Genomic DNA, 11,812 nt, shown 5'->3' with positions numbered 1-11,812 from the left:
CCCGTCCCATGCCCCGCCCGCCGCAGCCCGCCGCCCGCCGGGGGACCCGCTTCCACGCCTGGGTGGAGTCCCGTTTCGAAGCGCTGACCCTGCCCCTGCTGGAGCCGGACGAGCTGCCCGGCACCGAGGCCGAGATCGCCGACGAACACGACCTCGAAGCGCTGAAGGAGGCCTTCGAGCGCACCGAGTACGCCCACCGCACACCGCACCGCGTGGAGGCGCCCTTCCAGATCACCATCGCCGGCCGCGTCGTACGGGGCCGTATCGACGCCGTCTACCGGGACGGCGACGACGAGCACGCGACGTACGAGATCGTCGACTGGAAGACCGGCCGCGACCACGGCGGCGACCCCCTCCAGCTCGCCCTGTACCGGCTCGCCTGGGCCGAGCAGCAGGGCCTGCCCCCGGAGTCGGTCACGGCGGCCTTCGTGTACGTGCGCAGCGGCGAGGTCGTACGGCCCGACCGCCTGCCGGGCCGGGCGGCCCTGGAGCGGTTGCTGCGGGAGGAGTCCCCGGAGGCGGTGCCGGGGGAGCCGCCCGGTGACGAACCGCACGATCGGGCTGTCGGCGCGGGCCGATAGGCTCGTGACCATGAGCCAGACCCCGGACAGCGCCGTCCGTACGTACATCGACCAGCACCGCACGGCCTTCCTCGACGACCTCGCCGAGTGGCTGCGCATACCGTCGGTGTCCGCCCAGCCGCACCACGCGCCCGACGTGCGGCGCAGCGCCGACTGGCTCGCCGGAAAGCTCAAGGAGACCGGTTTCCCGACCGCCGAGGTCTGGCAGACACCGGGCGCCCCCGCTGTCTACGCCGAGTGGCCCTCCGACGACCCGGCGGCGCCGACCGTCCTCGTCTACGGCCACCACGACGTGCAGCCCGCCGCCCGCGAGGACGGCTGGGACAGCGAGCCCTTCGAACCCGTCGTCCGCGACAACCGGCTCTACGCGCGCGGGGCCGCCGACGACAAGGGCCAGGTCTTCTTCCACACCCTCGGCGTGCGCGCCCACCTCGCCGCCACCGGCCGCAGCGTCCCGGCCGTCCACCTGAAGCTGCTGATCGAGGGCGAGGAGGAGTCGGGCTCCCCGCACTTCCGCGCCCTCGTCGAGGAGCACGCCGGCCGGCTCGCCGCCGATGCGGTGATCGTCTCCGACACCGGCATGTGGTCCGAGGACACCCCCACGGTGTGCACCGGCATGCGCGGCCTCGCCGAGTGCGAGATCCGGCTGTACGGCCCCGACCAGGACATCCACTCCGGCTCCTTCGGCGGCGCCGTGCCCAACCCGGCGACCGCCGTCGCCCGCCTGGTCGCCGCCCTCCACGACGAACAGGGACGCGTGGCCGTCCCCGGCTTCTACGACGGCGTGGTGGAGCTGACCGACCGCGAGCGCGAACTCTTCGCCGAGCTGCCCTTCGACGAGCAGCGGTGGCTGCGCACCGCGAAGTCGCACGCCGCCCAGGGCGAGGCCGGATACACCACCCTGGAGCGCGTGTGGGCCCGCCCCACCGCCGAGGTCAACGGCATCGGCGGCGGCTACCAGGGCGCCGGCAGCAAGACGGTCATCCCGGCGAGCGCCATGGTGAAGCTGTCCTTCCGGCTGGTCGCGGGCCAGGACCTCGACCACATCGAGCGCATCGTCCGCGCGTGGGCGGCCGACCGGCTGCCCGCCGGCATCCGGCACGAGATCGCCTTCTCCCCGGGCACGCGCCCGTGTCTGACCCCACTGGACCACCCCGCCCTGCAGTCCGTCGCCCGCGCCATGGGCCGCGCGTTCGGCACGACGGTCCGCTTCACCCGCGAGGGCGGCTCCGGACCCGCCGCCGACCTCCAGGACGTCCTCGGCGCACCCGTCCTCTTCCTCGGGATCTCCGTCCCGTCCGACGGCTGGCACGCCCCGAACGAGAAGGTCGAGCTGGACCTGCTCCTGAAGGGCGCCGAGACCGGTGCGTACCTGTGGGGTGATCTCGCGGCGAACTGGCGCCATGCACGCTGAGCCCGCCCAGCCGTCCGGAGCCCCGCACCACGCGGGGCACACTGGAAGGGCCGCCCCGCACCACCGAGCCCTGCCGGACCCGGTCGATCCCGCACGAACGACCCGCCGAACCGCCCGCCGAATCAAACCGTTGCACCGGGGGAGTTGGAAGCACCCGTGACCACCTGGACCGACCACACCGCCGACCGACCCATCTCGCTCACCGCCCCGAGCGGCATCGACCGGGCCGCCCACCACCGGCTCGACGAGGCCTGGCTCGCGGCGGCGTGGAGCCACCCGAACACCCGCTGCTTCGTGGTCTCCGGCGGCCAGGTCCTCATCGACGAGACTCCGGACGGGCGCACCGAACTCGTCATGACCCCGTCCTTCGAGGCCCCGCTCACCGAGGCCCACCGCTACTTCCTGGGCATCGACGAGGACGGCGTCAGCTATTTCGCGCTCCAGAAGGACGCCCTGCCCGGCCGGATCGACCAGTCCGCGCGGCCGGCCGGCCTGCGGGAGGCCGGGCTGCTGCTGTCCCCGCGCGACGCCGGGCTGATGGTGCACGCCGTCGGCCTGGAGAACTGGCAGCGCACCCACCGCTTCTGCTCCCGCTGCGGTGAGCGCACCGTGATCGCCGCCGCCGGTCACATCCGCCGCTGCCCCGCGTGCGGCGCCGAGCACTACCCGCGCACCGACCCGGCCGTGATCATGGCCGTCACCGACGAGGACGACCGCATCCTCCTCGGCCGCCAGGTGCACTGGCCCGAGGGCCGCTTCTCGACCCTCGCCGGCTTCGTCGAGCCCGGCGAGTCCATCGAGCAGGCGGTGCGCCGCGAGGTCTCCGAGGAGGTGGGCGTGAGCGTCGGCCAGGTCGAGTACGTGGCCAGCCAGCCCTGGCCCTTCCCGTCCAGCCTCATGCTCGGCTTCATGGCCCGTGCCACCTCCACCGACATCGACGTCGACGGCGACGAGATCCACGAGGCCCGCTGGTTCTCCCGCGACGAGCTGGCCGCCGCCTTCGAGTCCGGCGAGGTGCTGCCGCCCTACGGCATCTCGATCGCGGCCCGCCTGATCGAGCTGTGGTACGGCAAGCCGCTGCCGATGCGCAGCATGATCTGACACACGAAGGCGGCCCCCGGGAGATCCTGGGGGCCGCCTTCGTCATGTCGCGCCGAGACCGCGTCAGACGCCGATCTTCTGCTTGACCTGGGCCAGCGACGGGTTCGTCAGCGTGCTCCCGTCCGGGAACAGCACGGTCGGGACGGTCTGGTTCCCGCCGTTCGCCTTCTCCACGAACGCGGCGGACTCCGGGTCCTGCTCGATGTTGATCTCTTCGTACGTGATGCCCTCGCGGTCCAGCTGGCTCTTCAGCCGACGGCAGTAGCCGCACCACGTGGTGCTGTACATCGTCACAGTGCCCGGCATGTCTTCGCGCTCCTTCAGCGGCTCGGGGACAGGTGCTTCGCAGAGGGGAACGTACTTGAAAGCACCACCATTCCCGCAGCCGCCTCCGGTGATGCGTCACCTCCGCGGGAGTGATTAGTACGACTGCGAGGGCCCGCCTGTGGACAACCGGCTCAGCCGTCTCCGGCGACCTGGCAGCATGGCTGTGTGACAGCAGCAACGCACCCCCCTCTCATCCCGCAGGTCCCTGACTCGGCCGACGCGGTGCTCGAAGGGCTCGACCCGGAGCAGCGCGAGGTCGCCACCGCGCTGCACGGCCCGGTGTGCGTTCTCGCGGGAGCCGGCACGGGCAAGACCCGGGCCATCACCCACCGCATCGCCTACGGGGTGCGGGCCGGAATCCTCCAGCCCTCCAGCGTGCTCGCCGTCACCTTCACCAACCGCGCCGCCGGAGAGATGCGCGGCCGGCTCCGCCAGCTCGGCGCCACCGGCGTCCAGGCCCGCACCTTCCACTCCGCGGCGCTCCGGCAGCTCCAGTACTTCTGGCCGAAAGCGATCGGTGGCTCCCTGCCCCGGCTCGTCGACCGCAAGATCCAGCTCGTCGCGGACGCGGCCGCCGCCTGCCGCGTCCGCCTCGACCGGGGTGAGCTGCGGGACGTCACCGCGGAGATCGAATGGTCCAAGGTCACCCAGACCGTCCCCGCCGACTACGCGCTCGCAGCAGCGAAGGCCGGCCGTGACGCCCCTCGCGACCCCGCCGAGATCGCCCAGCTCTACTCGGCGTACGAAGACCTCAAGCGCGACCGCGCGGTCATCGACTTCGAGGACGTTCTGCTGCTGACCGTCGCCATCCTCCAGGACCGGCAGGACATCGCCGAGCAGGTGCGTGCCCAGTACCAGCACTTCGTGGTGGACGAGTACCAGGACGTCAGCCCCCTCCAGCAGCGACTGCTGGAACTGTGGCTCGGCGACCGGGACAACCTGTGCGTGGTCGGCGACGCCAGCCAGACGATCTATTCGTTCACGGGAGCAACCCCCGACCACCTGCTCGACTTCCGTGTCAAGCACCCCCACGCCACCGTCGTCAAGCTGGTCCGCGACTACCGGTCCACACCCCAGGTCGTCCGCCTCGCCAACGGTCTCCTCGCCCAGGCCCGCGGTCGCGCCGCCGACCACCGGCTGGAACTCGTCTCCCAGCGCCCCGCCGGCCCCGAGCCGGTCCACACCGAGTACACCGACGAACCCGCCGAGGCGGAGGGCGCCGCCCGCCGCATACGCGATCTCCTCGACGCCGGCACACCGGCGAGCGAGATCGCCGTCCTGTTCCGCACCAACGCCCAGTCCGAGACCTACGAGCAGGCTCTCGCCGACGCCGGGATCCCCTATCAGCTGCGCGGTGCCGAACGGTTCTTCGACCGCCCCGAGGTCCGCAAGGCGGGGATCGCCCTGCGCGGCGCGGCCCGCTTCGGCGGCAACGACGCGGCCCTGGACGAGGCCGTCGACCTGCCCTCCCAGGTCCGGGCCGTGCTCTCCTCCGACGGATGGACCCCTCAGCCCCCCGCCGGGTCCGGCGCCGTCAGAGAACGCTGGGAGTCCCTGGCGGCCCTGGTGAACCTGGCCCAGGACTTCGCCGCCGCCCAGCCCGGCGCCACCCTCGCCGACTTCGTCGCGGAACTCGACGAGCGGGCAGGCGCCCAGCACGCCCCGACCGTGCAGGGCGTCACCCTCGCCTCCCTGCACTCGGCCAAGGGCCTGGAGTGGGACGTCGTCTTCCTGGTCGGTGTCGCCGAGGGCATGATGCCGATCACCTACGCCAGAACCGACGAGCAGATCGAGGAGGAGCGCCGCCTCCTCTACGTCGGTGTCACGCGCGCCCGCACCCATCTGTATGTCTCCTGGTCGCTCGCCCGCTCACCCGGTGGCCGCCCCAGCCGTCGTCCCAGCCGGTTCCTCGACGGTCTGCGCCCCGGCTCGGGAAGCGCGGCCGGCCGTGGCGCGACGGGCGGCGGAGCCGGAGGCGTCGAGCGCGGCCTCGCGGGCCGGACGGAGACCGCTCCCCGGCGCACCCAGCGCACCCCGGCCCGCTGCCGGGTGTGCGGGCGCACCCTCACCGACGCCGGCGAGCTGAAGCTGCTGCGCTGTGAGGAGTGCCCCTCCGACATGGACGAGGGACTGTACGAGCGGCTGCGCGAGTGGCGTGCGGACCAGGCACGGCGCAGCGGCCAGCCCGCGTTCTGCGTCTTCACCGACAAGACGCTGATGGCGATCGCCGAGACGGTCCCCGACGACGTGGGAGAGCTGGCGCGGATCCCCGGTGTCGGAGCGCGCAAGCTCAACCGTTACGGAGCCGATGTACTGGCGCTCTGCGCGGGCCGGGATCCCGGCGAAGTACCTGCGGAAGGACCGGGGGAAGGAGAGGACGGAGGCTGATACGAACTCGTCGAAAAAATAGTTTGCGCATGCCCCAGCGATCCCCATAGGTTCTTAGCCGTGGGAACGGCGGCCTTCTCGGAGGCGCCGCTTCCGTGTTGTACTTGCATATCCGTCGGACTGGCTCACCCCAGTCCCCCGAGACGCCGAGAGGAGGCGAGTCCAGTGATCAGCATCAACACCAGCTCCATCAGCACCGTCAAAATGACCGATCGCTCGGTCGTCGCTTCCCTGTGCATGCTCGGCTTCTCGGACCAGGGCACCGGTCTGTCCGGCATTCGTGCCGTCCGTCCGGCGTCCTCCCTGCTGCTCGCCGGCCTTCCCGTCCGCGAGGGCAATGAGCGACCGACCAAGGCACTGGAAGCGGCAGTAGAGGCGAAGGCGCAGGCCTATGCCTTTACGGCGACCGGTGCCGGATTCCGGACGCAGACGACGCAGCACCACCGTATGTGGGCCTTCCGTGGGCCAGAACCCTGGAGTGATCCAGCCTGATCGGCGATCAGGCCGGCGCCTTCAGGGCCGCGGAACCCCATCCGGGATCCGCGGCCCTTCTGTTTGTCCACGAACGTGGATGACAGAGCGAAGGAGCCTCGGGACAAGAAAAGAACCCGGTACCAGCCGCCACCCGGTCCACCCGACCGGAACGACCAGACGAGGAAAACGATCCGTGCAACTCGAAGCGCACGCCCCGTCCGTACCGCCTTCCGAAACGATCCCCCCGCCCGGCCTCACGGAGGACTCCACCTTGACCCCGCTCACCGCGCTCACCGCGCTCGACGACGCCATCGAGAACCTGGGCGTACCCGTCCCGTGCCGCTCCTACGACCCGGAGGTCTTCTTCGCCGAGTCGCCGGCCGACGTGGAGTACGCCAAGTCCCTGTGCCGCACCTGCCCGCTGATGGAGGCCTGCCTCGCCGGCGCCAAGGAGCGGCGTGAGCCCTGGGGTGTCTGGGGTGGCGAGCTGTTCGTCCAGGGTGTCGTCGTCGCCCGGAAGCGGCCGCGTGGCCGCCCGCGGAAGAACCCGGTCACGGCATGAACACCGCAGGAACCATCGACCGTCCCCTCACGCACGACCCCAAGAAGCAGGCCCCGATGAAGCCGTCCGTCACCGAGCCCACCGGCTCCGCAACCCGAGACTTCACCACCACCGGCACGACCGGTTCGCGTCAGAACAGGACCCGAGAGATGCAACTCATCCCAGAAGCCCTGGCTCGTGCGCATATGCACGACCGCCTGCATGAGGCGCAGCGGGAACGCCGGGCCATCAGCCTGGCGGCCGCCCGCCGGATGCAGCGCCGGGCCGAGCGCGCCTCGCTGCGCGCCCGCCGGGCGCTCGCCCTGGCCGTCATGCAGTAACCCACCACGCCTGAAGCGGCGGCCTCCCGGACCGGGAGGCGAAAGCCTTCCCGCGGGGGCCGGCCCGGCCGAACGGACCGGCCCCCGCGGTGCGTTGCAGCCGGTGACCAGCCGACGCGGCGTTATGGTCGCCGGGTGACGAGTCTTTCCGGAGGCAGGGACGACGGCGGTTCCCCCACCGAGCGCGGGCGCCTCGTGTGCGCGCTGCGGCATCGGGGCGGACGGTCCGCGGCCCACCTGGACCTGCTCCGTGGAGAACGGCGTCCGCCAGTACTTCTGCGACAGGTGCTCGCGCGAGAACCTCCGAGCGATCGAGGGGCGCCTCGACTCGGCCTGGTGGTAGCGGACTCGGGCTGTCACCACCCGGGCCCGTGACCTCCGCCCGGACCTCAGGCCTCCGCCGCGGGTTCCTCCTCCAGCTCCTCCTCCACGAACCCGGGCAGCCACTCCTCCAGTTCGTCACGCAGCCGGACCGTGGCGCCCAGCTGGCACAGGACACCGATGGTGCTGAGAGTGACGCGGTGTATCAGCAGATACGCCGGGGGCAGGTTCAGCTGCTTGCCCAGCTGGTAGGCGGGCGACCGGGGATCGGCTATCCGAGCCGCCTGGCTGCGCATCCAGCCGCGGGTGAAGGTGAACGCGTCGGCCTGCGCGGGCTCGATGATCGGCAGCAGATAGTCGAGCACCGCGTCGGGGTCCAGGTCGATGGACTCCTTGACGAACCCTTCCGCGCACAGCAGGTCGTAGACGGCCTGAGCCTCGCCGTCGAGGGTCATGCGCAGGGACTCGCCGATCGGTGTCGGCAGACCTCCCGGGAGACGGTCGACCGTGCCGAAGTCCAGCACGCCCAGCCGCCAGTCGTCCTCGCCGGCCGGTCCGCCGGGCAGCAGCCGGAAGTTGCCCGGGTGCGGGTCGGCGTGCAGCAGACCGGTGCGGGCCGGGCCGGAGAAGAGGAAGCGGGCGAGCAGCTGGCCGGCCCGGTCGCGCTGTTCCTCGGTGCCGCCGGAGATGATCTCCGACAGCGGGATGCCGTCGATCCACTCGGTGACCAGGACCTGCTCGCTCTGGTGGACCACGGCCGGCACCAGCACGTCCGGGTCGCCGGCGAACTCCTCGGCGTGCGCCTGCTGGGCCTGCGCCTCCAGGCCGTAGTCCAGCTCCTCCGAGACCCGGTCCTTCAGTTCCGTGATCAACGGCTTGATGTCCATGCCGGGGACCAGCGGCCCCAGGAGCCGGGCGAAGCGGCTCAGCTGGTTGAGGTCGGAGAGCAGGGCCTCGCCGGCCCCCGGATACTGCACCTTGACCGCGACCTCACGGCCGTCGTGCCACACCGCCCGGTGCACCTGTCCGATCGAGGCCGCCGCCGACGGCTTGTCCTGGAACTCCACGAACAGCTCACGCCAGTCCTCGCCGAGCCGTTCCGCGAGCACCGTGTGCACGGTGCGCGTGGGCATGGGCGGGGCGGCTTCCTGGAGTTTGGTCAGGGCCGCCCGGTAGGGGCCGGCGACCTCCTCGGGCAGCGCCGACTCGAAGACGGACAGGGCCTGGCCGAACTTCATCGCGCCGCCCTTGAGCTCCCCGAGCACCTTGAACAGCTGATCGGCCGTGCGCTGCTGCAGCTCGCGGCCGACGATCTCCGCGGACTCGCCGACGATCCGTTTGCCCAGCCCCCAGGTCGCCCGGCCGGCGAAGCCGAGCGGGAGCGCGGCGAGCTTGGCGGTCCGGGTGACCGCCTTCCGGGGAAGATCAGACATGCGCCCTCCAAGTCCCAGCCGGCCGCGCCGCGGCTGCCGGACGGCTTACCCGCGTTGACGACCCTTGCTCCGCCATTGTCTCGTGTGCGGCGTCTTCCTTTGAGGCCGATTGCGCGTGAGATTTCTCCGCCGCCCCGCAGGGGCACTCGGAGTGCGCCCACACCGGTCTCGCGTGCCACTGAAGGCCGGGCAGGGAGACCTCCCAGCGGGCGCCCGCGCTCGACGGCGTCCGGCCGTCGAGGAAGGCGAGCGAGTGCGCGGCCGCGAGTCCGGCCACCGTGGCGGCCAGCGCGAGATCGCACGGCCGCCCCTGCCGCTGCCTGCCCGACTGCCACTGGGCGACCAGCCGGGGCCAGGTCGGGTCCCGGTCGGCGCGCACCCGGTGCAGACAGCCGGCGCAGCCGGTCTCTCCCGGCAGGACGAGCGGGCCGACCATGCCGGTTCCCTCCACCACCCCCGCGTACAGGTGCGGGGTGCCGGAGTCCATGAGGGGAGCGGCGGTGTCCGGGTCGGGCGCGTGGACGGCGACGTCGTCACGCGGGGCGAGGATCACCAGGGAGAAGCCGGGATCGGCGTCCCCGGCGGAGGAGCGGGCGCCGGGGCGGGACGGACGGTCCGGGGCGGCGGCGCGCACGACCCGCCGGGCGGTCTCGTCCCGGCGCGCGCCCACGGCCTCGGCGGGCAGCCCGCCCGGAGTCACGTCCCACGGCTCCACCTGCCCGCCGTCGCGCACGTCGACCACCCCGACGCCCGCTCCCGCCAGCAGGGCGGCCAGGGCCGAGCCCACCCGGCCGGCGCCGCGCACCTGCACCCGCAGGGAGCGGCGCGCGGCCAGGCGCTCGATCGCCTCGCCCGGTTCCGACGTGGTCAGCGACAGCGTGGCCAGGTCGGGGCGGAGGCGGTCGAGGACGTCCGGCTTGTCCCGCAGGGCTTCCGCGTCCGGTCCGCCGCCCTTCGCGTCGTCCAGCAGTCCGGCCCCGGACAGCTGCCGCAGCAGCGCGTCGACATGGCCGTCGGGCAGATCCATCCGCCGGCCCTCGGCGCGCAGCAGGTCCAGCCCGCGGGTGCCGTTGAGGAGATCGAGGAAGCTGCCGGTCGCGGTGTCCATCGGACCCAGTGTCATCGCGTGTGCCGGAGTCATCCCGAACTGCACGGTGTTGAGGTCGCGCCAGCCGCGCCGGAGCGCGGGCTTCACCATCGGATGCATGTCAGGCCCCCGTTGCCCAAGAAAATCGTATGAGATCCCCGTTCGTCGACGGAGAGTCCGTGCGTTCCGGTCTGCTCCGTTGCCCGCAGGTCAGCCTCGTTGCATGCCGGTTCGCTCCGGTCCGCCCGCTACGGTCCGCCCGCTCCGGTCTGATCCGGTGCGCCCCGGTCCGTGGTGGTCCGTCGACGCATGCCAGCATGCCCGGTCCGGGCCTCCGGTGCCGGAAGTTGTCCACAGGCGGCGGGTGATTGTCGTACAAATCAAACGCTCGGTGGGGGATCGGGACCCAACCGTCCCGGACCCGGGACTTCCCGCGGGCGCAGCGGGTAACGTCGGGGCGTGCCCGCCGACCCACTGCACCGCGCCGCGACACCACAGCGCAGCACGACGAGCCAGCCGCCCGGCGGCTCGGGGGCGAGCGCGATCGAGGTACGCAGAAGCGCCCGCCGGCGAAGGACGGTGTCCGCGTACCGCGAGGGCGATCGCACCATCGTGCTCATCCCCGCCCGGATGTCCCAGGCGGAGGAGCAGCGCTGGGTGAACGTCATGCTCGACAAGCTGGCCGCCCAGGAGAGCAAGCGGCTCCTCGGCGACGCCGAGCTGACCGAGCGCGCCGAGCGGCTCTCGGCGCAGTACTTCGACGGCCGGGCCCGGCCCACCTCGGTCCGCTGGGTCACCAACCAGAACACGCGCTGGGGCTCGTGCACCCCGGCCGAAGGCAGCATCCGGCTCTCCCACCGGCTCAAGGGGATGCCCGAGTACGTCATCGACTACGTGCTCCTCCACGAGCTGGCCCACCTGTTGGTGCCCGGCCACGGGCCGCGGTTCTGGCGGCTCTTGGAGGCGTATCCGCGGACCGAGCGGGCCCGGGGTTACCTCGAAGGGGTGGTGGCGGCCGAGCGGCTGCCGTACCTGCCCGTCACACGCGAGGAGTGACCCGCCCCGCGCGGGGAGTGATCGTCCTCCGCGCGGGGGACGACCGACCCCGCGCGCGTATGGACACCGGTCAGCGGTGGTTCTGTACCGGGTCTGTACCGGCCGCGTCCGTTGTCGGACTTTGCCGTTAGCCTGACGCGACGCACTCACATTCGGGATGGGGGACGGTCGTAACGCATGGCCAGGGAATTCCAACGCGGCCACAAGGCCAGGATCAGTGATCTCACCGCGGGCACGGATCTGTACGTAGGTGTGCAGATCTCCGCCCCGGGACTGACCTTCGACATCAGCTGCTTCGGCCTCGACGCCGACGAACGGCTCTCGGACGACCGGTACTTCGTCTTCTTCAACCAGCCGAAGTCCCCCGAGGAGTCCATCCAGCTGCTGGGCGCCCAGGCGGGCGACACGGAGTCCTTCCGGGTCACGCTCGACCGCATCCCCCCGCAGATCCACAAGCTGTCGTTCACCGCCACGATCGACGGCGCCGGACAGATGTCGCAGATCAACCCCGGGTACATCCGGATCGTCGCGGGCGGCGAGGAGGTGGCCCGGTACTCCTTCGACGGTTCGGAGTTCTCCACCGAGCGCGCCGTGATGCTGGGCGACTTCTACCTCAAGGACGTCTGGCGGTTCGCGGCCGTGGGCCAGGGCTTCGACGGCGGTCTGGAGGCGTTGCTGAGAAACTTCGGTGGCGAGGTCATGGAGGAGGAGTCCCCCGCGCCGGAGCAGCCCCAGGCCGCGCCCTGTC

At 71.9% G+C, this 11,812-nt stretch carries 12 protein-coding genes; 9 read left to right on the top strand and 3 right to left on the bottom strand.

Going from position 1 to position 11,812, the window contains the following annotated elements:
• From CCN42_RS29940 to nudC, 3 genes are all read left to right on the top strand, one after another.
• The coding region (locus CCN42_RS29940) for a PD-(D/E)XK nuclease family protein (protein ID WP_143662056.1) at positions 1-581 on the top strand (581 nt) is incomplete at its 5' end.
• 10 nt (positions 582-591) lie between these two features.
• Entirely contained in the window at positions 592-1,995 is a 1,404-nt protein-coding gene (locus CCN42_RS29935) for a dipeptidase (RefSeq protein ID WP_086740313.1), read from the top strand.
• Positions 1,996-2,151: 156 nt separating this feature from the next.
• Positions 2,152-3,096, top strand: a complete 945-nt coding sequence (nudC, locus tag CCN42_RS29930) for an NAD(+) diphosphatase (protein ID WP_169731552.1) — start codon at positions 2,152-2,154, stop codon at positions 3,094-3,096.
• 63 nt (positions 3,097-3,159) lie between these two features.
• On the opposite strand, the gene CCN42_RS29925 is transcribed toward nudC, so the two are convergent.
• A complete protein-coding gene (locus CCN42_RS29925) occupies positions 3,160-3,402 on the bottom strand; it encodes a mycoredoxin (RefSeq protein WP_043503946.1) in 243 nt (80 codons plus the stop codon).
• 186 nt (positions 3,403-3,588) lie between these two features.
• Here CCN42_RS29925 and CCN42_RS29920 point away from each other — a divergent pair, with 186 nt between their 5' ends.
• The 4 genes from CCN42_RS29920 (at position 3,589) to CCN42_RS29905 (ending at position 7,167) form a co-directional block, all read left to right on the top strand.
• Entirely contained in the window at positions 3,589-5,811 is a 2,223-nt protein-coding gene (locus tag CCN42_RS29920; RefSeq protein ID WP_086740309.1) for an ATP-dependent DNA helicase UvrD2, read from the top strand.
• 165 nt (positions 5,812-5,976) lie between these two features.
• On the top strand, positions 5,977-6,303 hold the full coding sequence (locus CCN42_RS29915) for a hypothetical protein (RefSeq protein ID WP_169731551.1): 327 nt from the start codon (positions 5,977-5,979) through the stop codon (positions 6,301-6,303).
• 175 nt (positions 6,304-6,478) lie between these two features.
• Positions 6,479-6,847, top strand: a complete 369-nt coding sequence (locus tag CCN42_RS29910; RefSeq protein WP_005480495.1) for a WhiB family transcriptional regulator — start codon at positions 6,479-6,481, stop codon at positions 6,845-6,847.
• Positions 6,844-7,167, top strand: coding sequence for a hypothetical protein (locus CCN42_RS29905; RefSeq protein ID WP_086740307.1), 324 nt, complete (start codon positions 6,844-6,846; stop codon positions 7,165-7,167). The genes CCN42_RS29910 and CCN42_RS29905 overlap by 4 nt, the downstream gene beginning before the upstream one ends.
• Before the next feature lie 389 nt (positions 7,168-7,556).
• On the opposite strand, the gene CCN42_RS29900 is transcribed toward CCN42_RS29905, so the two are convergent.
• On the bottom strand, positions 7,557-8,921 hold the full coding sequence (locus CCN42_RS29900) for an ABC1 kinase family protein (RefSeq protein WP_086740306.1): 1,365 nt from the start codon (positions 8,919-8,921) through the stop codon (positions 7,557-7,559).
• Complete coding sequence (locus CCN42_RS29895; protein WP_086740304.1) at positions 8,914-10,128, bottom strand: TOMM precursor leader peptide-binding protein; 1,215 nt, start codon at positions 10,126-10,128, stop codon at positions 8,914-8,916. Before CCN42_RS29895 ends, CCN42_RS29900 begins: the two co-directional genes overlap by 8 nt.
• A 339-nt stretch (positions 10,129-10,467) precedes the next feature.
• On the opposite strand from CCN42_RS29895, the gene CCN42_RS29890 reads away from it, so the two are divergent.
• Positions 10,468-11,064 carry a M48 metallopeptidase family protein gene (locus CCN42_RS29890; protein ID WP_086740303.1) on the top strand — a complete coding sequence of 199 codons (597 nt, stop codon included), beginning with the start codon at positions 10,468-10,470 and terminating at the stop codon, positions 11,062-11,064.
• 177 nt (positions 11,065-11,241) lie between these two features.
• A partial coding sequence (locus CCN42_RS29885; protein WP_143662055.1) for a TerD family protein occupies positions 11,242-11,812 on the top strand: 571 nt, incomplete at its 3' end.

Origin of the sequence: Streptomyces glaucescens, assembly GCF_002154375.1 — a bacterium.
Classification (GTDB): domain Bacteria; phylum Actinomycetota; class Actinomycetes; order Streptomycetales; family Streptomycetaceae; genus Streptomyces; species Streptomyces glaucescens.
Note: the sequence above shows the minus strand (reverse complement) of the source record. Positions and strands in the feature narration are given on the sequence as shown.

Coding starts and splice junctions, on each gene's coding strand:
- CCN42_RS29935 (WP_086740313.1), top strand. CDS start 592: ATGAGCCAGACCCCGGACAGCGCCGTCCGTACGTACATCGACCAGCAC.
- CCN42_RS29925 (WP_043503946.1), bottom strand. CDS start 3,402: ATGCCGGGCACTGTGACGATGTACAGCACCACGTGGTGCGGCTACTGC.
- CCN42_RS29905 (WP_086740307.1), top strand. CDS start 6,844: ATGAACACCGCAGGAACCATCGACCGTCCCCTCACGCACGACCCCAAG.
- CCN42_RS29900 (WP_086740306.1), bottom strand. CDS start 8,921: ATGTCTGATCTTCCCCGGAAGGCGGTCACCCGGACCGCCAAGCTCGCC.
- CCN42_RS29895 (WP_086740304.1), bottom strand. CDS start 10,128: ATGCATCCGATGGTGAAGCCCGCGCTCCGGCGCGGCTGGCGCGACCTC.